At 66.8% G+C, this 21,775-nt stretch carries 23 protein-coding genes and 1 pseudogene; 11 read left to right on the forward strand and 13 right to left on the reverse strand.

Annotated elements, in window-relative coordinates; all coding sequences use genetic code 11:
- The first annotated feature begins 180 nt into the window (after positions 1-180).
- The 4 genes from QMX96_RS10115 to QMX96_RS10130 are packed head-to-tail and all read left to right on the forward strand — an operon-like array spanning position 181 to position 6,248.
- Entirely contained in the window at positions 181-1,218 is a 1,038-nt protein-coding gene (locus QMX96_RS10115) for an efflux RND transporter periplasmic adaptor subunit (RefSeq protein ID WP_282361706.1), read from the forward strand.
- Positions 1,215-4,316, forward strand: coding sequence for a MexW/MexI family multidrug efflux RND transporter permease subunit (locus tag QMX96_RS10120; protein WP_196933138.1), 3,102 nt, complete (start codon positions 1,215-1,217; stop codon positions 4,314-4,316). The genes QMX96_RS10115 and QMX96_RS10120 overlap by 4 nt, the downstream gene beginning before the upstream one ends.
- Positions 4,313-5,749: an efflux transporter outer membrane subunit gene (locus QMX96_RS10125; RefSeq protein ID WP_282361707.1), complete on the forward strand. Its 1,437-nt coding sequence runs from the start codon at positions 4,313-4,315 to the stop codon at positions 5,747-5,749. Before QMX96_RS10120 ends, QMX96_RS10125 begins: the two co-directional genes overlap by 4 nt.
- 13 nt (positions 5,750-5,762) lie before the next feature.
- Entirely contained in the window at positions 5,763-6,248 is a 486-nt protein-coding gene (locus QMX96_RS10130; protein ID WP_123752552.1) for a DUF2165 family protein, read from the forward strand.
- A 48-nt stretch (positions 6,249-6,296) separates the two neighbouring features.
- Here the strand turns inward: QMX96_RS10130 and QMX96_RS10135 are convergent, their stop codons facing one another.
- Positions 6,297-6,884, reverse strand: a complete 588-nt coding sequence (locus QMX96_RS10135; RefSeq protein ID WP_104572348.1) for a TetR/AcrR family transcriptional regulator — start codon at positions 6,882-6,884, stop codon at positions 6,297-6,299.
- A 137-nt stretch (positions 6,885-7,021) separates the two neighbouring features.
- Here QMX96_RS10135 and QMX96_RS10140 point away from each other — a divergent pair, with 137 nt between their 5' ends.
- Complete coding sequence (locus QMX96_RS10140; RefSeq protein ID WP_282361708.1) at positions 7,022-8,227, forward strand: MFS transporter; 1,206 nt, start codon at positions 7,022-7,024, stop codon at positions 8,225-8,227.
- Position 8,228: 1 nt separating this feature from the next.
- Here the strand turns inward: QMX96_RS10140 and QMX96_RS10145 are convergent, their stop codons facing one another.
- The 7 genes and pseudogenes from QMX96_RS10145 to QMX96_RS10175 form a co-directional block, all read right to left on the reverse strand.
- The gene (locus QMX96_RS10145; RefSeq protein WP_043861386.1) at positions 8,229-8,753 is read right to left on the reverse strand and encodes a M15 family metallopeptidase; all 525 of its coding nucleotides are present in this window, start codon (positions 8,751-8,753) and stop codon (positions 8,229-8,231) included.
- A 97-nt stretch (positions 8,754-8,850) separates the two neighbouring features.
- Entirely contained in the window at positions 8,851-9,147 is a 297-nt protein-coding gene (locus QMX96_RS10150) for a hypothetical protein (protein ID WP_043861384.1), read from the reverse strand.
- Between the two features lie 173 nt (positions 9,148-9,320).
- Entirely contained in the window at positions 9,321-9,902 is a 582-nt protein-coding gene (locus tag QMX96_RS10155; RefSeq protein ID WP_104572350.1) for a hypothetical protein, read from the reverse strand.
- A gap of 100 nt (positions 9,903-10,002) precedes the next feature.
- A complete protein-coding gene (locus tag QMX96_RS10160) occupies positions 10,003-10,521 on the reverse strand; it encodes a GrpB family protein (protein ID WP_236176336.1) in 519 nt (172 codons plus the stop codon).
- Between the two features lie 19 nt (positions 10,522-10,540).
- Positions 10,541-11,164, reverse strand: coding sequence for an SMI1/KNR4 family protein (locus tag QMX96_RS10165; protein ID WP_054914615.1), 624 nt, complete (start codon positions 11,162-11,164; stop codon positions 10,541-10,543).
- Between the two features lie 90 nt (positions 11,165-11,254).
- Positions 11,255-11,653: a DUF4440 domain-containing protein gene (locus QMX96_RS10170; protein WP_260328920.1), complete on the reverse strand. Its 399-nt coding sequence runs from the start codon at positions 11,651-11,653 to the stop codon at positions 11,255-11,257.
- Positions 11,636-12,166 (reverse strand): annotated as a pseudogene (locus tag QMX96_RS10175) (GNAT family N-acetyltransferase); the annotation flags it as partial. The pseudogene QMX96_RS10175 and the gene QMX96_RS10170, both read right to left, overlap by 18 nt.
- Positions 12,167-12,350: 184 nt before the next feature.
- Between QMX96_RS10175 and QMX96_RS10180 the strand changes: the two are divergent.
- Positions 12,351-12,950 (forward strand): DMP19 family protein, encoded by a 600-nt coding sequence (locus tag QMX96_RS10180; RefSeq protein ID WP_058540104.1) that lies wholly within the window; start codon positions 12,351-12,353, stop codon positions 12,948-12,950.
- Positions 12,951-12,985: 35 nt separating this feature from the next.
- Here the strand turns inward: QMX96_RS10180 and QMX96_RS10185 are convergent, their stop codons facing one another.
- The 3 genes from QMX96_RS10185 to QMX96_RS10195 all read right to left on the reverse strand — a co-directional run bounded on the left by QMX96_RS10185 (position 12,986) and on the right by QMX96_RS10195 (position 15,256).
- Positions 12,986-13,507: a GNAT family N-acetyltransferase gene (locus QMX96_RS10185; RefSeq protein WP_282361709.1), complete on the reverse strand. Its 522-nt coding sequence runs from the start codon at positions 13,505-13,507 to the stop codon at positions 12,986-12,988.
- Positions 13,508-13,538: 31 nt separating this feature from the next.
- Entirely contained in the window at positions 13,539-14,717 is a 1,179-nt protein-coding gene (locus QMX96_RS10190) for a GGDEF domain-containing protein (RefSeq protein WP_080922866.1), read from the reverse strand.
- A 137-nt stretch (positions 14,718-14,854) separates the two neighbouring features.
- Positions 14,855-15,256: a GFA family protein gene (locus tag QMX96_RS10195; protein ID WP_043861378.1), complete on the reverse strand. Its 402-nt coding sequence runs from the start codon at positions 15,254-15,256 to the stop codon at positions 14,855-14,857.
- Between the two features lie 106 nt (positions 15,257-15,362).
- Here QMX96_RS10195 and QMX96_RS10200 point away from each other — a divergent pair, with 106 nt between their 5' ends.
- The gene (locus QMX96_RS10200; protein ID WP_282361710.1) at positions 15,363-16,595 is read left to right on the forward strand and encodes a M20/M25/M40 family metallo-hydrolase; all 1,233 of its coding nucleotides are present in this window, start codon (positions 15,363-15,365) and stop codon (positions 16,593-16,595) included.
- A gap of 41 nt (positions 16,596-16,636) precedes the next feature.
- On the opposite strand, the gene QMX96_RS10205 is transcribed toward QMX96_RS10200, so the two are convergent.
- Positions 16,637-18,313: an MFS transporter gene (locus QMX96_RS10205; protein WP_058540108.1), complete on the reverse strand. Its 1,677-nt coding sequence runs from the start codon at positions 18,311-18,313 to the stop codon at positions 16,637-16,639.
- Positions 18,314-18,534: 221 nt separating this feature from the next.
- Here QMX96_RS10205 and QMX96_RS10210 point away from each other — a divergent pair, with 221 nt between their 5' ends.
- Positions 18,535-18,831 (forward strand): DUF3144 domain-containing protein, encoded by a 297-nt coding sequence (locus QMX96_RS10210; RefSeq protein ID WP_043861375.1) that lies wholly within the window; start codon positions 18,535-18,537, stop codon positions 18,829-18,831.
- A 50-nt stretch (positions 18,832-18,881) separates the two neighbouring features.
- Positions 18,882-19,313, forward strand: a complete 432-nt coding sequence (locus QMX96_RS10215; protein ID WP_058540109.1) for a hypothetical protein — start codon at positions 18,882-18,884, stop codon at positions 19,311-19,313.
- Positions 19,314-19,365: 52 nt separating this feature from the next.
- Here the strand turns inward: QMX96_RS10215 and QMX96_RS10220 are convergent, their stop codons facing one another.
- Complete coding sequence (locus tag QMX96_RS10220; RefSeq protein WP_043861373.1) at positions 19,366-20,112, reverse strand: hypothetical protein; 747 nt, start codon at positions 20,110-20,112, stop codon at positions 19,366-19,368.
- A 166-nt stretch (positions 20,113-20,278) separates the two neighbouring features.
- On the opposite strand from QMX96_RS10220, the gene QMX96_RS10225 reads away from it, so the two are divergent.
- Complete coding sequence (locus QMX96_RS10225) at positions 20,279-20,788, forward strand: sigma-70 family RNA polymerase sigma factor (RefSeq protein WP_282361711.1); 510 nt, start codon at positions 20,279-20,281, stop codon at positions 20,786-20,788.
- On the forward strand, positions 20,785-21,750 hold the full coding sequence (locus tag QMX96_RS10230) for a DUF4880 domain-containing protein (RefSeq protein ID WP_282361712.1): 966 nt from the start codon (positions 20,785-20,787) through the stop codon (positions 21,748-21,750). The genes QMX96_RS10225 and QMX96_RS10230 overlap by 4 nt, the downstream gene beginning before the upstream one ends.
- Positions 21,751-21,775 lie beyond the last annotated feature (25 nt).

Raw genomic sequence — 21,775 nt, forward strand, 5'->3', positions numbered from 1 at the left:
TAAGTTGAGGTTTTATAGTCCGGCCCGATCTTTCCTGCAACCGCTTTGCCGTGCCGATGCCAGCCGTCGGCACGGGATGCGCTGTGCAGCGAACACACCACACCGATGAGCGGAGCAAAGATGGGCAAGAGGATGCTGTTGGGAGGGGGCGCCGCTGTTGTGTGCGTGCTGGCCGTCGTCATGCTGCTGACCAGAAAGGACTCGGCGGCGCACGCCACTGCGGCGTGGCCGGTGACCAAGGTCGCGCTGGCCACCGTCACCTCGCGTGAGGCGCCCCGCCAGACCTTCGCGGCCGGCGAGCTGGAAGCCGCCCACCAGGTGCAGGTGGCCGCAGAAACCACCGGGCGCATCACGCGCATCGCCTTCGAGTCGGGGCAAAGGGTCAAGGCCGGGCAACTGCTGGTGCAGCTCAACGATGCCCCCGAGCAGGCCGACCGGGTGCGCCTGAGCGCACAGCTGCGCAATGCCCGCACCCTGCATCAGCGCATCAGCAAGCTGCGCACCGCCAATGTCACTACCCAGGAGCAACTCGACAATGCCACCGCCGCCGTGCAGATGGCCGAGGGCGAACTGCAGCAGGTCGATGCACGGATTGCGCAGAAGGCGATCCGGGCCCCCTTTGCCGGCAAGCTGGGCATCCGCCGCGTGCATCAAGGCCAGTATCTGAATGCCGGTGACGCCGTGGCCAGCCTGGTGGACGCCACGCAACTGCGGGTGAACTTCTCGCTGGCCGAGCATGCCGCCCCGGGCTTGCAGGTGGGGCAGACCGCCGCCCTGGCGGTGGATGCACTGCCGCAAAAGACCTTTGCGGCGCGCATCAACGCCATCGACCCGATGGTGGGCAAGGCGCGCGCAGTATGGGTGCAGGCCACCCTGGCCAACCCGGACGGGCAGTTGCAGGCCGGCATGTACGCCAGCGTGCAGCTCGCGGCGGCGCAGCCGACCCGGGTGATGGCCGTGCCGGAAACCGCCATCACCTACACCGCCTACGGCCAGACCGTGTTCATCGCCACCCACGACCCGGAACGCGGCCTGAGCGTGCACCGCGTGCAGGTGACCACCGGCGAGCGCTGGAAGGGCCAGGTGGAAGTCACCTCCGGGCTCAAGGCGGGCGACCGCGTGGTGGTCTCGGGCCAGCTCAAGCTCAGTGACGGCATGCAGGTGGAGCAGGTGGCCAATGACACGCTGCACAACGCCGACGGGGGCGACGCCTCATGAGGTTCACCGACAGTTTTGTGCGTCGCCCGGTGCTGGCCCTGGTGGTCAGCAGCCTGATCGTGCTGGCCGGCCTGTTCGCCCTGGGCAAGCTGCCCATCCGCCAGTACCCGTTGCTGGAAACCGCCACCATTACCGTCAGCACCGAATACCCGGGTGCATCGGCCGAACTGATGCAGGGCTTCGTGACCCAGCCGATCACCCAGGCGGTGTCGTCGGTGGAAGGCATCGACTACCTGTCTTCGTCGTCGGTGCAGGGCCGCAGCCTGGTGACCCTGCGCATGGAGCTGAACCGCGACTCGACCCAGGCGCTGAGCGAGACCATGGCCAAGGTCAACCAGGTGCGCTACCGCCTGCCGGACAAGGCCTACGACCCGGTGGTCGAGCTGTCGGCCGGGGATTCCACCGCCGTGGCCTATGTGGGCTTTGCCAGCGACACGCTGTCGATTCCCGAACTCAGCGACTACCTGTCGCGGGTGGTCGAGCCGCAGCTTTCCGGCATCGACGGCGTGGCCAAGATCCAGACCTTCGGTGGCCAGACCCTGGCCATGCGCCTGTGGCTGGACAGCGAACGCATGGCCGGGCGCGGCGTGACCGCCGCCGAGGTGGCCGATGCCGTGCGCAGCAACAACTACCAGGCCACGCCCGGGCAGGTACGCGGCCAGTTCGTGCTGGCCGACATACGCATCGATACCGACCTGACCAGTGTCGAGGCCTTTCGCGACCTGGTGATTCGCAATGACGGCACGGCGCTGGTGCGCCTGCGCGATGTGGGCACGGTCGAACTGGGCGCCGCGGCCACCCAGACCAGCGCCACCATGGATGGCCGCCCGGCGGTGCACCTGGGCCTGTTCCCGACGCCTGCGGGCAACCCGCTGGTGATCGTCGACGGCATTCGCAAGCTGCTGCCGCAGATCCAGCAGACCCTGCCGCCAGGGGTCAACGTGGCGCTGGCCTACGAGACTGCACGCTTTATCGAGGCCTCGATCCAGGAAGTGCTGCACACGCTGGTCGAGGCGATCGTGATCGTGGTGCTGGTGATCTGGCTGTGCCTGGGCTCGTTGCGCAGCGTGGCCATCCCGGTGCTGGCGATCCCGCTGTCGATGCTCGGCGCGGCCGGGCTGATGCTGGCGTTCGGCTTCAGCCTCAACCTGCTGACCCTGCTGGCGATGGTGCTGGCCATCGGGCTGGTGGTGGACGACGCGATCGTGGTGGTGGAGAACGTGCACCGCCATATCGAGGAGGGCCAGACGCCGGTGGCCGCCGCGCTGGTCGGTGCCCGCGAGATCGCCGGGCCGGTGATCGCCATGACCCTCACGCTGGCCGCCGTGTATGCCCCTATCGGCCTGATCGGCGGGCTCACCGGCACGCTGTTTCGCGAGTTCGCCCTGACCCTGGCCGGGGCGGTGATCGTCTCGGGGGTGGTGGCCCTGACCCTGTCGCCGGTGATGAGCTCGCTGCTGCTCAAGCCCGGCCAGCAGGAGGGGCGCATGGCCAGGCTTGCCGAGAAGGTGTTCGGCGGGCTGGCCAGCGTCTACGGGCGGGCACTGGCGCACTCGCTGTCGCGTCGCTGGGTCAGCGGCGGCGTCGCCTTGCTGGTGTGCCTGAGCCTGCCGTGGCTGTACCTGCAGCCGCAACGCGAGCTGGCGCCACCCGAGGACCAGGCCGCCGTGCTCACCGCCATCAAGTCGCCGCAGTACGCCAGCCTCGACTATGCCGAGCGCTTCGCCAGCAAGCTCGACCAGGTGATGCACAGCCTGCCGGAAACCACCGACACCTGGATCATCAACGGCACCGACGGGCCGGCCAGCAGCTTCGGCGGCATCAACCTCAGCCTGTGGCAGGCCCGCGAGCGCTCGGCCGATCAGGTCCAGGCCGACCTGCAGCAGGCCGTGAGCGAAGTGGAGGGCAGCAGCATCTTTGCCTTCCAGGTGGCCTCGCTGCCAGGCTCCAGCGGTGGCCTGCCGGTGCAGATGGTGCTGCGCAGCGCGCAGGACTACCCGGTGCTGTACCAGACCATGGAAACCCTCAAGCAGCGTGCCCGCGACAGCGGCCTGTTCGCGGTGGTGGACAGCGACCTGGACTACAACAACCCGGTGGTCAAGGTGACGGTCGACCGCGCCAAGGCCGCCAGCCTGGGCATCGGCATGCAGGCCCTCGGCGACTCCCTGGCCGTGCTGGTGGGCGAGCAGTACATCAACCGCTTCGCGCTGTATGGCCGCTCGTATGACGTGATCCCGCAGAGCACCCAGGATCAGCGCCTGACGCCCCAGGCGCTAGAGCGCCAGTATGTGCGCAGCGAAGCGGGGCAACTGGTGCCGTTGTCTGCCGTGGTGCGGCTGCAGATGACGGTCGAGCCCAACCGGCTGCTGCAGTTCGACCAGCAGAATGCGAGCACGCTGCAGGCCATCCCGGCACCGGGGGTTTCCCAGGGGCAGGCGGTGGCGTTTCTGCAGCAACTGGCCAGCGAACTGCCGCCGGAGTTCAGCCATGACTGGCAGTCCGAGTCGCGCCAGTACGTGCAGGAAGGCAATGCACTGGTGCTGGCGTTTCTCGCCGCGATGGTGGTCATCTACCTGGTGCTCGCGGCCCAGTACGAAAGCCTGGTGGACCCGCTGATCATCCTGGTCACCGTGCCGCTGTCGATCTGCGGCGCACTGTTGCCGCTCGCACTGGGCTGGGCCACCCTCAACATCTACACGCAGATCGGGCTGGTGACCCTGATCGGGCTGATCAGCAAGCACGGCATTCTGATGGTGGAGTTCGCCAACGAGATCCAGCTGCGCGAGAACCTCGACCGTGCCGGGGCGATCATCCGCGCCGCGCAGATTCGCCTGCGCCCGGTACTGATGACCACCGCCGCGATGACCTTCGGCGTGATGCCGCTGCTGTTCGCCAGCGGCGCCGGTGCCAACAGCCGTTTCGGCCTGGGTGTGGTCATTGTCTGCGGCATGTTGATAGGCACGCTGTTCACCTTGTTCGTGCTGCCCACGGTGTATGCCTGGCTGGCCCGTGATCATCGCGTGCACAGCCCGCGCAAGCAGCAACTGGAGGAGGCCGAGCAGGGCCTTGCGCTTGGGCACAGGGAGGCAAGGCCATGAAGGTGTTCAGCCGTTATCCGCTGTTGCTGGGCGCCGTGGCGTTGCAGGGTGCCTGCAGCGTCGGGCCGCAGTATCACGCCCCCGAGGTGGCGCCCATTCATGTGGTCAGCCCGCAGGCGCAGGCCTTCGCTGCGACGCCGGTGCAGCCGACGTCAGCCTGGTGGACCTTCTTCGACGACCCGCAGTTGGAACGCCTGATCGCCGACGCCCTGGCCCGCAACCACGCCATCGAGCAGGCGCATGCCAGCCTGCTGCTGGCCCGTGCCCATGTGGATGAACAGGCGCTGGAGCGCCTGCCGACGGTGACCAGCAGCGCGAGCTACCAGCGCAGCCTGGCGCAGCAGGCCAGGCAGGGGCAGCCGCCGGCCCGCAGCCTGTCCGAATCGTGGCGGGCGGGGCTGGACCTGCAGTGGGAGCTTGACCTGTTCGGCCGCCTCGATCACCTGGAGCGCGCCGCCCAATCCCGTGCGCAGGCCTCCGCGGCCGACCTGGAACAGGTGCAGTTGAGCATCGCGGCCCAGGTGGCCCAGGCCTACTTCGAGGCCCAGGGGCTACGCCAGCAAGGGCTGCTGGCCGAAGAAGCGGTGCGCAGCTGGCAGGAGACCGTGCAGTTGACCCAGGCGCAGTTGCACGCCGGCGCCGGCCTGCCCGAAGCGCTGGAGAGCGCGCAGAGCAACCTGCTGCTGGCGCAATCGACTGTGGCGCCACTGCGCAGCCAGTTGCAGCGGCGCCTGTACCGGCTGCAGGTGCTCACAGGCCAGCGCCCCGGCAGCTTCGCCATCGCGCTGGGTGACATGCCGCCGATGCCATTGGCGCGCCAGCTGCCACTGGGGGATGTGGATCAGCTGATCCGCAACCGGCCCGATGTGGTCCAGGCCGAACGGCTGCTGGCTGCCCGTGTGCAGGATGTGGGCGCTGCCACTGCCGACCTGTACCCACGTTTGAACCTGGGTGGGTTCATCGGCTTCTTTGCCTTGCGTGACGGCGACCTGGGCAGTGCGGCGCGGGCGTTCGAGCTGACGCCCGGCCTGACCTGGCCAGCGTTCGACCTGGGCTCGGTGCGGGCGCGCATGCGCGGTACCCAAGCGCTGGCCCAGGGTGAGGCAGCGCACTTCGAGCAGGTGCTGCTGGTGGCGGTGGAAGAGGTGGAGGGCGCAGTCACGCAGTTGGCCGAGCACCAGCGCCACCTGCTCGGCCTGGTGCAGGCGGCGCGGCATGGCGAGGCGGCGTTCGCCATCGCCCAGCAGCGCTATGGCGCAGGTTCGGGCAGCTACCTGGCGGTCAAGGACAGCCAGCGCGACCTGTTGCGTCTGCGCCAGGACATCGCGCGGGCACAGGCCGCCTCCTATGGCAACGCGGTGGACCTGTACAAGGCCCTGGCCTGGCGCGCGCCTGCCGGCAGGACGCTTAGCGCAAACACCCTGAACAACTGATGAGGACCGCTTCGTGGATACTGCAACTTCACTGCTGATGTTTCAGATGGTACTGGCCGCAGGGTTCACCCTGTGGTTGAGCATCGCCCTGGTCAACAACCTGCAGGCCTTTGCCAGTTCGGCGGCGGCCGTCGGGGGCACGCTGTCGATGGCGCCCCTGCGCCAGGCCCCGGCGATCGACCTGCCCCTGTGCTCGCGGGCCATCCACTCGCCCGCCGTGCACCGGGCGGCATTGATGGTCGTGGTGCTGCTGCAGGCGGGGGCGGTGCTGGCCGCCTGGGCGGGCTGCTACCACCTGCTGCTGGGCAGCGGCCTGGACGCAGCCCGGCCCTGGTTGAACCTGGCGCTTAGCGCAGCCCTGGGCTTTCTTTTCGCCATGCTGCTCGGGGGGCTGTGGTTCGGCTACTGGATACGCCAGGAGGGCCTGCAGCTCACTCACCTGGCACTGGTGGTGTGGGTGGTGCTGAACTTCATGGTGTTCAACCTGCAGTGGGGCTAGTGCGCCGCTGTCACCTCATCCGGGCCACCCTCGCGTGGCCTTGATGCCCTATGGTTTGGCCAGCAGCCCGCGCAGCAGCAGTTCCAGTGCGCCGGTGCTGCGCGCCAGTCGCGCATCGCCGTCATCACCCTGGGCGATCCACACCGCAGCCTCGGCCAGGCTGCCGTAGACCAGCGAGGCCAGGGCCTGCGGGTCGGCCTCGGCCACCACGCCTTGTTCGATCAACCGTTCCAGCAGTGCCTGGATCGACGCGATGCAATGGCGTTGCGCGTCCGTCGAGGTGCCCCCCAGCACGGCTGGGGCATCGCGCAGCACGATGCGCTGGTAATCCGGCTCCAGCGCCATTTCCAGATATGCCCGGCACCGTTGGCGAAAGCCTTCCCAGGGCGTGCGGGCAGTGTCGGAGAGCGCCTGCAGGCGTGCATCCAGCTCGGCGTCGATCGACGCCACCACGGCCGCCAGCAGCCCCTGCTTGTCGCCGAAGTGGTGATACAACGCGCCGCGGGTCAGCCCGGCCTGGGCGGTCAGGTCATCCATCGAGGTATCGGCATAGCCGCGTTCGCTGAACACGCTGCGGGCGGTGGCGAGCAAGGTGGCGCGGGTTTCTTCCATTTCGGCACGGGTGCGGCGAGCCATGGGCGTGTCTCCTTACATACGGTGCGTATGATTATTTACATTCGGTGCGTATGAATATACGCTTTTTATACATACATGCCGTATGTAACTTGTCGCGCTGCCGTGTCAGCGGCCAATTCACCGCCCTGGAGCATCAGATGGCCAACCCTTATCGAGACCTTTTTGCCGCGCCGGGCGCCCTGGGCTTTGCCCTGGCCGGGCTGCTGGCGCGTACCGCACTGCCGATGACAGGCATCGGCATCATCACCTTGCTGTCGCAATTGCGTGGCAGCTACGCACTGGCCGGGGCAGTGGCGGCGGCCTTCGTGCTGAGCTATGCGCTGTTGTCGCCACAGGTATCGCGCCTGGTGGATCGCCTCGGGCAACGCCGCGTGTTGCCTGCGGCCACCGCCATCAGCTTCCTCGGCCTGCTGCTGGTGCTGGCCAGCACCTGGCAACGGGCTGGCGACTGGGCGCTGTTCATCGGGGCGGTGCTGGCAGGGTGCATGCCGAGCGTGTCGGCAATGGTGCGCGCGCGCTGGACGGCCCTGTACCGTGGCCAGCCGCAGTTGCAAACGGCGTATTCGCTGGAGACGGTGTTCGATGAGGTCAGCTTCATTGCCGGGCCGCCGCTGTCGGTGGGCCTGGCGGTGGTGGTACTGCCCCAGGCGGGCCTGCTTGCGGCCGCACTGTTGCTGGTGCTGGGTGTGTTCGCACTGGTCATCCAGCGCAATACCGAGCCGCCGATCCAGCCCCGGGAAGCTGCCGGGGATCGTTCGGGCTCGGTGATCCGCCTGGCCAACGTGCGCCTGCTGACCCTGCTGATGGTGGCGATGGGCATGATCGTCGGCACCGTGGATATCGTCAGCGTGGCCTTTGCCGAGCAATGCGGCCAGCCGGCGGCGGCCAGCCTGGTGCTGTCGGCCTATGCCGTGGGGTCGTGCGTGGCGGGGCTGCTGTTCGGTGCGCTCAAGCTGCAGGTGCCCTTGCCGCGCCTGCTGTTGCTGGGTGGGCTGGCAACCGCTGCCACGACCCTGCCGCTGTTGCTGGTCGCCAGCCTGCCGGGCCTGGGTGTGGCGGTGCTGGTGGCGGGGCTGTTCTTTGCGCCGACCTTGATCGTGGCCATGACCCTGGTCGAGCGGCTGGTGCCCGAACATCGACTGACCGAGGGCATGACCTGGCTGCTGGCCGGCTTGAACATCGGTGTGGCCGTGGGGGCGGCGGTATCGGGGCAGGTGGTGGATGGCAGCGGTGCCCGGGCCGGCTTCGGTGTGGCGCTGGTGGCCGGTGCTCTGGTGCTGCTGGTGGCTGTGTGGGCCCACCGGCGCCTGGTTGCACGGGCGGCGGCGTCTCAGCCCGCCTGAATCAGCTGGCTACATGGCGCCAGTGCCAGGGCTCATACACGTAGCCTGCGCCATTGTCGGGCGGGTACGACAGCTCGAAGCCATAGGTCGCTGCGTTGCGGGTCAACCATCTGAATGCCGGTGTCGCTTCGAATTCGGGCTCCAGGTCGGTGCAGCCGGGGGTGCCTATGTCGACGGCACGCCCGGTGTGATGCTCGCTGAAGAACGGCGGGGCCGAGACCGCAAGGATCTGCTCGATGCTCTGCCCCTTGTCCAGCTTGCGCTGGATGATGCTCTTCTGCCGTTCGACGCTTCTGAAGGCCGACACCAGGTAAAGCGCCACGCCCTCGGCACCGGCAGCCGCTTTCAACTGGCGCCAGGCCTGAGCGGCCACGGCGATCAGTTCGTGCTTTCGGTTGTCCTGGCCGGTCTCGGCCCACTGCAGCAGGCTGGCTTCGACGAACTCCTGCAGATGGCGCTCGATCACCGCGTTCAACGGTATGCCGAGCTGTTCGAGCATCTGCAATGCGGCGGGGGAGTAGGGCATGGGGCTGACCTGTGCAGTGGGTATCAATCCAGCCTAGCAGTGAAGGCGTGGTGCGATGGGGCGTCGTCCGTTCAAACAGGTTCGCCTTGCCGATGCGTTACTGGCCCTTGCACTGGGCCAGTACCACCTGGCAGGTCCTGGGCGTGCCACCGGAGCGGCTGGCGTAGCGCATGCAATTGTCCATGGATTTCTTGCGGGCCTGGCCCAGGGTCGAGCCCCAGGCCAGGCCGCCTTCGCCAGCGCTGGGCACCGCCTTTGCGTAGCAGTTGGAACCCTGGGCGGCATAACGATTGGCGGCCGTCTTGCCGGCGCAGCCGCCGGTCAGCAGCAGGGCGAATGCAAGCAGGCAGGGCAGGCCCCATGACAAGCGGCCAGGCACTGTTTTTGCGTTCATCCCGGTTCCCCTGTGCAACGGTCAAGCGACGTGAAAAAGGGGGGTGTTCCAATGGAATACCCGTGGCTGGCGCGGCTGCCATCGGGTGGTGGGCGGTGCGTTCCTGGCCGGAGAAATCCGGCCGGGAACGGCGCGCCAGAGCCGTTCGAGTCAGTCGACTCGGCGAGCATACCTCACGGGCGCGAGGTTTTCACGGTCAGCACTTCGGTGTACACCACGTCGACCGTCTGGCCGACCTTGAGGTTCTTCATGCGCGCCTGCAGTTCAGGGTCCTCGACCTTCACCACCTTCACCTTGCCCTGGGGCGGCAGCAGGGTCACTTCATGGGCGTTGAGGTCGATGGCGGTGATCTTGGAGGTGACGCGCACCTGGCGGAAAGCTTCGCCGCCCGGGTTGGGGTTGTCCTTGGTGGCGCGCACGGTGCCGGCCTCGTCGGTGACCTTCGGCGCGCCGCCCTCACTGGTGTTGAGCACATAGGCCACGGCACGGGTCACCGTGATGTCGACCTTGTCGCCCACCTTCAGGTTGTGCAGGTCCTTGGCCTGTTTGGTCAGCTGGATAGGCACCTGGCTGTTGTTCGGGCCTTCGATCGTGACCCGGAAGTTGCCCGGGTCCACGGCCAGCACCTGGGTGCTGATGTGGTCTTGCAGCGCTTCGCTGCCCAGCGGCAGTTCGGCGGCGTGGGCCGCAAAGCTGGCAGTGGTCATGAGTGAGGCGAGGGCAACGGCGTGGGCGAGGGAGCGAATCGATTTCATAGGCCTGCATTCCATGTAATGGCTGAATGAGCGGAACAACGCATGACGCAACGTGCGTGGATCACGCGCAAAGCATAGCCACTGATTGCGGATATGCCCGTTAGACGCCGCCCTGCGACGGCACCTGGCCACGCATCGCGGCCTCGATGAATGGCGCCTTGCCGGCCAGGTACTCGCCGATACCGTCACGATTGGTCGCTTCAAGCTCAAGCTTCAACGCCTGGTAGCGCTGGCGAAGGTCGTCATCGCTGCGCAGCAGGTCGCGAAAGCGCAGCATCCAGGCAATCTGTGGGTGGCCCTGGGCACACACGTGCACCTTGTGGGTACGGATACCGTCGACATCACGACGGTAGAAGTGGTGGCCCGGCGACAGGTCGGAGCCGCGCACGTACCCCAGAGCCTGCATGTGGGCGTGGCGTGCTGCGGTTTCCCGATGCGCCTGAACCACCACCAGCACGTCGATCTCCGGCTTGGCGGCAAGGCCGGGTACGCCCGTGCTGCCCACATGATGGATCTCGATCAGTTCACTGCCAAAACCCTGGGCGATGCCTGCCCTGGCGGCCAGGTAGCGCTCGGGCCATTGGTTGTCGTAGGGGCGGATCTGACTGGTCAGCTTCATTGCGGTGTTTCCCTGGGAGTCATATTGGCCAGTCGCTTACCCGTGCGTTCCAGCGCTCACGGTGGCGTTCGCGCCAGCCGCGGCTGCCGGAATCGAGCCAGGCGAGGGTGGCCTGCACACTGTCCTGGCTGATGATGAAGCTGTCGATATGGTTGACGATGGTCTCTTCGGCCACATGCAGCAGGGCCAGGTAGTCGTTGAAGCTTTCGGCCAGCACCACGTATTCGTCGCCTTGCTGGCGGCGGCCGGTCCAGGCGGGCAGGGCGGCGACCATCGCGGCCACCTGCTGGCGCCCCTCGCGCAGGTCCAGCAGCAACAGGCTGGCGCCGCCGTCACGCCCGATCGGCAGCAGGCCGTGGGCAGGGTAGCCAGGGCGCTGGCGTGCGCGTTCCAGCTCGTAGGGGTTCGACTCCCATTCGCCGTCCAGGTCCAGCCCGTACAGCGAGAAGCTCATCAACTCGCGTTCGCCGCTGGCCAGGGTGACCGCCACGTCGTACTCGAGGTAGGCGCCGTTGCAGGTCGTGAGAAATTCACGGTAGTCAGCCGGCAGGGGCGCGCCAAGGCTGGCCTCCAGCTGTGCAAGCGCAGCGTCGCTGGCGCCTTGCCGGGTGTCTTCGAGCATCAGCCCGCGGTAATCGGTCATCGAGGTGGCTCGCTGTACAGGGGCGGCAGATGATGCCGCGCATGGGCGCCGCAGGCAAACGGCGCGGGTGGGGCCGCACCGTCTGCGGCATTACGCGGCCGGGGTGCCTTGATGAAAGGTCATCTGCCAATGGCCATCGAGCCTGCGCCATACCGAGCTGCGCAGCGACGCGGTGTCGCTGTGGCAGGTATAGGTCACCAGCGCAACGTCCGGCGCCAGGGGGCGTACCTGAAAATCGCTGATCGTGCGCACCCTGAATGCCTGGACGGGCAGGCTGGAGAGCACATCCGCCTTGTGCCAGGCCTTGCCGCTGGCGCCAATCTCCATGAAGTCATCGGCCAGCAGCGTCGACAGCAAGGCCGTGTTGCTGCGTACGTCCTGCTGCAGCAGGCGTTGCTCCAGGTAGTGCAGGGTGGCTTCCAGCTCGCCAGCGGGTTGCGTTGCGGGGCTGGCGTCGCCGCGGCGCTTGCGCCATTCATCCTGCGTCAGCTCCCAGGTTTCCTGGGGCATCGGGCCACTGACGAAATTGCCGGGCTGCACGTGCAGCAGGTGCATGCCCTCGCGCAGCGATATGCGCCGTGACGCCAGGTTGCTCACGGCCTTGGGCACCTGCAGGGTCGGGCGATTCAAGGTGTCGAACCAGAAGCGGTTGATCACCTCGCACACCTCGCGCATGTAGCCCTTGCCTTGCCACTGCGGCGCCAGCCAGAAACCGCGGTGGTTACCGGGGGTATCGTGCAGCGACACGCTGCCGATGCACTGCAGCGGGTTCTGCACCAGGCGGATCATCCAGTGCCATTCCTCGCCACGCGCCATGGCGGGCAGCGCCAGGTCGCGCACATACGTCAGTGCGCCGTCGTCCGGGTACGGCCAAGGCACGCGGCTGTCGAGATAACGCACCACCTCCCACTGCGGGAACAGTTGCTGGATCGCCGCAGCGTCGCTCAATTGCAGGGGCGTGAGCTGCAGGCGCGCGGTGGTGAAGGTAGGGATGCGGTTCATCTTGGCCTCGAAGCGGTAATGCATGGGGTGGGCGAGGGTGGGCAAGGTGTCGGCACCGAGGGTAAACCAAACCCATGCGCCAAGGCGATTGGATCGCGCAGGCCGGCACGCTGTAGCATGTGCGCCACGTTGGGCGCGACGCGCAAGGGGCGCGCCCTCACCACGCAATGACCATGGGGGGCGCATGAGCGACAACCAACCCTGCCGCGTCTGCGGCAACGTGATCCTGGCAAGCACCGCAGCGCGCACCGGCGGGTTGTGCATGCCCTGCAAGGGCGGCTACCGGGAGAACATCGAGAACGGCAAGCGCTACGCCCAGGAGCGCAAGCAGTACCTGGCCAGCCCGCAGGCGCTGTACTGGTCTGCACTGGTCGACCGGGTGTTCCGCACGCCCCAGGGGTTTGCCGGGCTGGCACTGGCCGAGCAGCACTATTACGCGGTCAACGTGCTGCAGGGCGAGGTGTACAACGGCGGTTTCGACCAGTACTTCGGCAACTCCTCGGGCGATCACTACGCCAGCGCGTGCGCGGGGCTGCGCGAACTCGGCGCGTTGCAGACCCTCGCGCTGCTGGAGGAGGCCAAGGGCCTGTTGTTCGGCGCCCAGGCAGTGCCTGCCGAGCAGGGCGAGCGTCAGTTGCGCATGCCCACCTATGCCGATGAGCCCGACCTGGCCTGCGAGGCCGCGCTGGATGCACTGGACACTCGCTTCTACCTCGACCCCGACCAGCTGGAGGAGCGCCTGGTGGCGTATGCGCGGCAACAGCAGCTGTTTGCCGCCGATTAGGTTTCGGGGTCCTGTTCTGCCAGGGGCGCGGGGTGTCAGTCGTTGCGGGCATGCACGGTATCCAGTACCAGCTCCATGCCCTGGGACATCAGCGCGCTGCCCGCGCGCAGCGGTTCGGGTGGCCCAATCGGCTTGAAGCCCAGCGCGGTGTACAGGTGCATGGCAGGGCTGTCCTGAATCGTGACCCCCAGCCGTACCCGCTGCATGTCGTGGCGGCGGGCCCAGTCCAGCGCTGCCTGCAGCAGTGCTCGTCCGGCGCCGCGCCCGCGGCAGGCCGGGTCGACCCACATCTGGAAGATCTCGGCAACGCCGGGCCCTGCACCGGCCAGCTTGCACCACACCAGCCCACAGGGCGCTTCGCCCTCCAGCGCAACAAACGCACGGCCCTGGCCGGAGCTTGCCGCCGCCTGCAAGCGCGCCGACCAGTCTTCATCGGTGCGCGTGGCCTCCGAGCCGTAGGTGCTGCCGAACGCATCCGGCGAGTCCTGCAGTGACTGCAGGCGCAGGTCGCGGTACAGCGGCCAGTGCGAGGGTTCGAGTGCTGTTGTGGCGATCATGCTGCTGTTCACCTTATCCATTGGTACTGCCTCAAGGCGTGTGCAGGGGTTCGCCAGCGGCTGCGGTGCGGTCCACCACGCGAATACTGTCACGTCCACCGCGCTTGGAGGCGTAGAGCGCGCTGTCGCTTTGTTCGATCAGGGCCGTGAGGCTGCCCGGCGGCTGGTCGAATAGGTTGGCGCCGATGCTCAGGGTCACTGGCGCAGGCGTGGGGAACAGCTGCGCGGCGGCCTGCCGGAACTGCTCGCGCAAGGCACCGCCCAGCGCCAGGATACGTTCGGTGGGGGCGTTGTTGAGCAGAATCACGAACTCATCGCCACCCAGTCGCGCCGCCAGGGCGCCGGTGGGCAGCACCGCGCGGATCATCTCGCTCAGGTCGACCAGCAGGCGATCACCGGCGCTATGCCCGAACAGGTCGTTGACCAGCTTGAAGTTGTCGATATCGATCAGTAGCAACGCTCCGGGCCGCGTGGCCGACACGTCTTCGAGCAGGCGCGGCGCACGGACTTCCAGGGCGCGGCGGTTGTACAGGGCCGTCAGCGGGTCACGGGCGGCCAGGCGGGCGATGCGTTTTTCTCGCCGGTAGCGCTCGGTGCCGGTCATCGACAGCGCAATCAGCATGATTGCCATGGCGCCTTCCACCAGCGAGATCTGGATGATCTGGCCGCGGAACGCCGCCAGGTCGATCAGCGTGCCGGGCACCACCGCCGTGATCGCCTTGGCCACGTAGAACAGGCCGTGCATCAGCAGCACGTAGCGCAGTTGCACCGCCCCCACGCTCAGCGACTTGCCATGCGGGCGCAGCAGTGCGCTGGCCTTGAGCGCCAGCAGCGCCACCAGCAGCGAGTTGACCAGCAGCATCAGCTTGGACCATTGCGGCTCCTCGGGTACCACCAGCAGCGCGAGCCATACCACGAAGACCAGGTACCAGCCCCGCGACAGCTGGGTTTGCGTGAAACGCCCGACACCCAGCAGGAACAGCCAGTGCGCCGTCACCAGCAGGCCATTGGCGAACCAGATACCGATCAGCAGCAGGCCGCTGCTGCGCAGCAGCGCGAGGGTACAGCCCACGGTGATGGTGGCGAACCCGGCGCTCCAGAACAGCAGCGAGGGTTCACGCACGCTGCGCCACTCGATCGCCAGGTACAGCGCGGCGGCCGCGGCGAGGGCGATCGTGATGGTGAGCATCGTGGGTGGGTCTAGCGCCATGGCGAGCGGGCCTGCATGAAGTGCACGGAAAGCGGCGATTGTAAGCGTTTGAATCGGTTTTTCGCAGTGCTTGCGCGAAGCGTTTCAGCCGGCTGTCGCAAACCTGGGCCAGCCTGTCGCGGGCAGTGCAAAAGACCCTATCGACCCTGTGGCCAATGGTCCTCGATTACGTACCACGGCGCCTTCGAAGCCACCTCCACATGGCGCTGCCTGTCGAACGTCAGGGGTGAGTCCAGGGTGCCCAGCGCAATCGAGATCCAGTCGGCATGGTCCCCCTGTGAGCGCGACCAGAACAGCGATGAACCGCAGTCGCCACAGAACTGGCGCGCTACCGACTCGGACGATGCGTACGACTTGAGCCGCTCGCCTCCCTGCAGCAGTTGCAGGTCGTCGCGCCTGACGCTGGCGTAGCTGGCGAACGCCGCCCCGTGGCCCTTGCGGCACTGGCTGCAATGGCAGTGCGAAACCGCCTTGAGGGGCGCGCTGAGCTGATAACGGATGGCGCCGCACAGGCAGCTGCCCTGGTACTGGTGTGTCATGGAAGGTCCAACCCGGTTGCTCGCAATACAGGGCCGACAGTCTAAGCTGATCCCTTGCCCGTCATGCAACACACCCTTTTGCCACCCTGCACCGAGGCCCCGCCCTATGCCGTTGTTTCGCCCTCCCTGCGCCAGCGCCCTGGCGCTCTGCCTGTCCTTCGCCTGTACCGGCGCCATCGCTTCCCCCGCCCAGGACCTGCTGGAAAAAGCCAAGGCCGAGCAGTCGAGCTACCTGGATACCCTCAAAACCCTGGTATCGGTGGACACCGGTACCGGCACCCAGCAAGGCCTCACCGACATCGGCGCATTGCTGGTCAAGCGCCTGGAGGCCCTGGGCGCCACGGTGCAGACCAGCGCCGCCACGCCCTCGGTGGGCAACAACATCGTCGGCACCTTCAAGGGCAGCGGCAGCAAGCGCTTCATGCTGATGGTGCATTACGACACCGTGTTCGGCCCCGGCACCGCCGCCAGGCGCCCGTTTCGCATCGAGGGCGAGCGTGCCTATGGCCCCGGGGTGGCCGACGCGAAGGGCGGGGTGGCGATGATCCTGCATGCGATCAAGCTGCTGCAGGATGTGCGCTTCAACGACTACGCCACCCTGACCGTGCTGTTCAACCCCGATGAAGAAATGGGCTCGCTCGGCTCCCGGCAGATCATTGCCGAGCTGGCGCGCAAGCATGACTACGTCTTCTCCTACGAGCCCCCGAACAAGGACGCGGTGACGGTGGCCACCAACGGCATCAACCAGCTGTTGCTGGAAGTGCGCGGTCGCTCGGCACACGCCGGCTCCGCCCCTGAAGACGGGCGCAACGCCTTGACCGAGCTGGCGCACCAGGTGGTGCAGCTCAAGGACCTGGGCGACCCGGCCAAAGGCACCACGGTCAACTGGACCCTGGCCAAGGCCGGCGAGAAAGCCAACATCATCCCGGCGCTGGCGACCGCCGAAGCCGACATGCGCTATGCCGACCTGTCCGAAAGCGACCGCGTGCTGGCCGACGCGCAACGTATCAGCCAGGCCCGGCTCATCGCCGACACGCAGGTCACGCTGACCCTGCGCAAGGGGCGCCCGCCGCTGGCCAGAAATGAAGGCTCCGCCGCCCTGGCCAGCACTGCCCAGCAGTTGTATGGCCAGATCGATCGCACCCTGGAACCCATCGCCATGCGTTTTGGCACCGACGCCGGCTATGCCTATGTGCCCGGCAGCGCCACGCCGGCGGTGCTCGAAACCATGGGCGTGGTCGGGGCCGGGTTGCACGCCGACGATGAATACATCGAACTGTCCAGCATCGCGCCGCGCCTGTACCTGACGGTGGCGATGATCCGGCACCTCTCGCAGTAGGCTGCACCGCGCCCTCCCGGCACCCGGGAGGGCGGGCGGTTTCAGCTGTGGTTGATGTCGCGGTCCTTGGTCTCGGGCAGGAAGAAGGTACCCAGGATGGCGGTCATCACCGCGATCACGATCGGGTACCACAGCCCGTAGTAGATATCCCCCGTGGCCGCGACCATGGCGAACGCCACCGTGGGCAGGAAGCCGCCGAACCAGCCGTTGCCGATATGGTAGGGCAGCGACATCGAGGTGTAGCGGATACGCGCCGGGAACAGCTCCACCAGCCACGCGGCGATCGGCCCGTAGACCATGGTCACGTAGATCACCAGGATGGTCAGCAGCAACAGCACCATGGGGTAGTTGGTCTTGTTCGGGTCGGCCTTTTCCGGGTAGCCGGCGTCCTTCAGGGCCGCGCCCAGGGTGGCGGCGAAAGCATCGTTCTGCGTCTTGAAGTCGGCGGCCGGCAGGCGGCTGCCGTCGAAGCTGGGCACCACCGTGCTGCCGATGCGCACCTGCGCCACGCTGCCGGGCTCGGCCTTTTCGTTCACGTAGGGGATCGCGCGCTTGGCCAGCACGCTCTTGGCCACGTCGCACGAACTGGTGAAGCGCGCCTTGCCCACCGGGTCGAACTGGAACGAACACTGCGCCGGGTCGGCGACCACCGTCACCGGGTTGCGTGCCTGGGCACTGAACACGTCGGGGTTGCCGTACTGGGTCAGCGCATGAAAGATCGGGAAGTAGGTCAGCGCCGCCAGGATGCAGCCGGCCATGATGATGCCCTTGCGCCCGATGCGGTCGGACAGGCTGCCGAAGATGACGAAGAACGGCGTGCCGATCAGCAGCGAACCGGCAATCAGCAGGTTGGCGGTCTGCGGGTCGATCTTGAGCGTCTGCAACAGAAAGAACAGCGCATAGAACTGCCCGGTGTACCACACCACCGCCTGGCCGGCGGTACCGCCGAGCAGCGACATGATCACCACCTTGAGGTTGTCCCAGCGGGCGAACGACTCGGTCAGCGGCGCCCTGGATGCCTTGCCTTCGGCCTTCATCCGGTTGAACACCGGCGACTCGCTCAGTTGCAGGCGGATGTACACCGACACGATCAGCAGCAGGATCGACAGCAGGAATGGTATGCGCCAGCCCCACGCCTCGAACGCCTCGGTGCCCAGCGCGGTACGGCACGCCAGGATCACCAGCAGCGACAGGAACAGCCCCAGCGTGGCGGTGGTCTGGATCCACGAGGTGAAGAAGCCGCGCTTGCCGGGCGGTGCGTGCTCGGCCACGTAGGTGGCGGCGCCGCCGTATTCACCGCCCAGCGCCAGGCCTTGCAGCAGGCGCAGGGTGATCAGGATCACCGGGGCCGCCACGCCGATGCTCGAGTAGCTGGGCAACAGGCCCACCACCGCGGTGGACACGCCCATGATCACGATGGTGATGAGGAAGGTGTGCTTGCGTCCGATCATGTCGCCCAGGCGGCCGAACACGATGGCGCCGAACGGCCTTACCGCAAACCCGGCGGCGAAGGCGAGCAGGGCGAAGATGAAGGCAGTGGTTTCGTTGACCCCGGCAAAGAAGTGCTTGGCGATGATCGCCGCCAGGGAGCCATACAGATAGAAGTCGTACCACTCGAACACGGTGCCCAGGGACGAGGCAAAGATGACCTTGCGTTCCTCTTTGGTGATCCCGCGCCTGGGCGCACTGCCTGTGGAAGTGCTGTCGATTGTCGCCATGAGTTTTCTCCGGATTGTTGTTGTAGGCCGGAACACCCACTGCCACTTCACCCAAGCCCTGGGGCTGATGTCATCGGACTACGCAATGCGCACAGACACCTCGCAGCGCTGCCCGCTCGTTTGAAGCATAATCAGCTTCGCGCAGATATCCACTCGCCGACGGTTGGCCGGACGGCAGGAGGGGGCTGCAATAACCAGACGTGATGAGAAAGGGACACGCAATGCCGCAAAATGCTGACGACTCGTTCTACGACCGCGCCGACGCCCATATAGAGCTGTCCAACGAGCAGCTCGGGCAGGTCCAGGACCTGGGCAAGGTGAGTGCCTCGATGATGTTCGGCACCACCCGGTTCAATGCCTGGGTGAGTGCGCGCAACTTCAAGTCGGGGGAAGAAATGGCGCAGGCACGCGAGGCGATGCTCACGTACTTCTGCGACCAGTACCGGATGATGCTCGAAGACAACCTGGACGACCATATCAACAACTTTGCGACATACATGCAGGGTTCGGCCAAGTAACGCGTTGCCCGCTTCGCCGGCAACGCCGGCTCCTACAAGGAAGAACCGTTATGGCAGGTGAATACAATCTGGCGCTGGTGATTGCCGCGGCGCTCAGCGCGCTGGCGGCCGTGCTGCACGTGGGTACGATCATCGCGGGGCCGACCTGGTATCGCCTGTTCGGGGCGGGTGAGCGCTTCATCCGGGCGGCGGAGGCGGGCCGGACCTTTCCGGCGGTGGTCACGGCAGCGATTGCGCTGGTGCTGCTGAGCTGGGCGGCCTTTGCATTGTCGGGGGCGGGCGTGATCGCGCCGCTGCCGTTGCTGCTGCCGGCGTTGTGCGCGATCACGCTGGTGTACTTGCTGCGCGGTATCGCCGGGCCCTTCGTGCTGGCCAATACCGGGCGCAGCCAGCGCTTCATCGTGGTGAGCTCGCTGGTGTGCCTGGGGTTCGGGGTGGTGCACCTGGTGGGGCTGGTGCAGGTCTGGGGCCGCCTGGGCTGATCCGCGAATGGCCGGGCTGGGGTGCCGGGCCGGTGCCGCCACCCGGTCGGCCTCAGGCCTGTGCAGCCACACTGGCCATGAACAACCCCAGTTTCTTCTGGAAGTCGGCCACCTGCTGGTTGCCGGTGTCCTCGTTGCAGCGCAGCTCCCATTTCAGGCGTGATGCCTGGCGCTGCACCGCATCGCACTCGGTATCCAGTTGCACCAGCCGGTTCAACTGTTCGCTGCGTTGCCCGGCCTGCTGGCTCAGCTCCACGAACCGCCAGGATTTGCCCGGCTGGATGTGGGTCTTGCGATAGCTGACCTGCAACGTGGGGCGTTCATCGTGCAGGTTGAGGTTGAGGTAGAACTTGATCTGCTTTTTCAGCACGCTCTGCAGGTTGAGATCGTCCACCACCTCGCGACGGCCGCTCAGGTAGTCCTCGATGAACGGCAGGTTGTCGCGGTTCTGCTCACTGAAGGTCGCCGGTTCGATCAGTGCTGGGGTCAGGTTGACGGCAATCTTCTCGAACTCCAGAAAGTAGGTGTGGATGTCGTCGAGCAGCGCCTTGCGCTCGTCGTGAAGCCGCTGCAGGTGCTGTTCGCTGTCGTGCAGTGCCTGGGCCAGCGCCGGCGATGTCTTGTCCGGGCTGTGCTTGCCCTGCAACGAGCGGAAGGCATAGCGGGCGAGGAAGTCGGACAGTGCCTCTTCCCCCCGGGCCGCCAGTGCCACTGCCTGGGCCTGCAGGTCGGCGGCCGCGCCCTCGAGGTCGCAATTGCGGAGCTTGGTCAACAAGGTGGTGAGTGTCGCTTGATCCATATGCAGCCCTCCCTTTGGCTGCCTCGCACAGTACTGCACCTGAGCGCCGGCCTGCCAGTGTCGGTGAAGCAGGTTGTTTCGGCGGCAATCATAAAAATCCACCGCAAGCTAATGAGAAGTATTACCATGCACGACTCCCGTCAGCCTGCGTCCCGGAACCCTGCCGATGCATCCACTTTCCAGCACCCACCATGCGGTGGGCGAACTCTACGTTCAACACCACAGCTGGTTGACGCAGATGCTGCGCCGCAAGCTGGGCAACCGGGAGCAGGCGCTGGACCTGGCGCAGGACACCTTCGTGCGCATCCTGCGCAGCGAGGCACCGCCGGTGTACCGCGAGCCGCGCGCCTACCTCACCACCGTGGCCAGCCGCCTGTGCATCCAGTACTTTCGGCGCCATGCGCTGGAGAAGGCCTACATGGAGTCGCTGGCGCATCTTGAACCGGCGCTGGTGCCGTCCCCGGAAACTCGCCTGCTGGTGCTCGAGGCGCTGGATGCGGTGGGCCAGGTGCTCGATGGGCTGGGCAGCAAGGTGCGCGAGATCTTCCTGCTGTCACAGCTTGACGGCCTGGCCTACGCGCAGATCGCCGAACACCAGGGCCTGACGGTGAACGTGGTGCAAAAGGCCATGCTCAAGGCCTACCGACACTGCTATGCGGCGGTCTACGGCGCATGAGCCGCTTCGCCCGGATCGACAACCAGCCGCTGGACCCCGGCGTGGTAGAGCAGGCCATGCTGTGGATGGTCACCCTGCAGTCGGGTGTCAGCAGCCTGGCCGAGCAGCAGGCCTGCCAGCACTGGCGCAATGAAAACCCCCAGCATGAACTGGCCTGGCAGCGTCTTGCCGGGCTCACCCATGACCTGCGCCAGGGCACCAGGACGTTACCGGCCGCCGGCGCGCGCGGATTGCTGCAGGCACGTGGCACTGCGTCGCGGCGCAATGTGCTCAAGGGCTTCGCCGGGCTGGGGGTGGTACTGGCGGCTGGCCTTAGCGTGCGTGAGCGGGTGCTGCTGCCGGAACTGTTCAGTGACTACCGCACCACCACCGGCGAGCGTCATCACGTGGCGTTGTCTGGCGAGGTGGAGCTGACCCTGGATACCCGCACCGGCGTGGATGCTCACGCAGACGTGCTGGCGCTCAACCTGGGGCGGGTCATGCTCACCCTGGGGCAAGGTGCTTCGCTGGCGGTGCGCACCGCCAATGGCTGGGTACGCCCCGAGCCCGCCTCGCGGCTGGTGGTCAGCCAGGGCCTGCCCGGGGTGTCGGGTACCCAGGTGCAGGTGCTGGCAGGCAGTGCCTCGATCGCCTGGCCCGGCAGCACCCGCATGACCTTGAGCGCCGGCCAGCAGGTGGCGTTCGGGCAGCAGGTCGGCAGTGTCGAACCCCTCGACGCGGGCGCCCAGGCCTGGGTTGACGGCCTGCTGATTGCCGAGCGCATGCCACTGGGCCAGGTGTTGGCCCAGCTCGACCGCTACCGGCGCGGCGTACTGCGCTGCGATCCGGCGGTGGCGGCCTTGCAGGTGTCGGGTTCGTTCTCCCTCGATCGGCCCGATGCCAGCCTCGACCTGCTGGCCAGTGTGTTGCCGATACGGGTACAGCGTGTGTTCGGCTACTGGGCAAACGTGGTCGTGGCCTGAGAACGATTATTTTTAACAGCGGCGG

Source organism: Pseudomonas sp. PS01300 (assembly GCF_029960155.1).
GTDB lineage: Bacteria > Pseudomonadota > Gammaproteobacteria > Pseudomonadales > Pseudomonadaceae > Aquipseudomonas > Aquipseudomonas palmensis.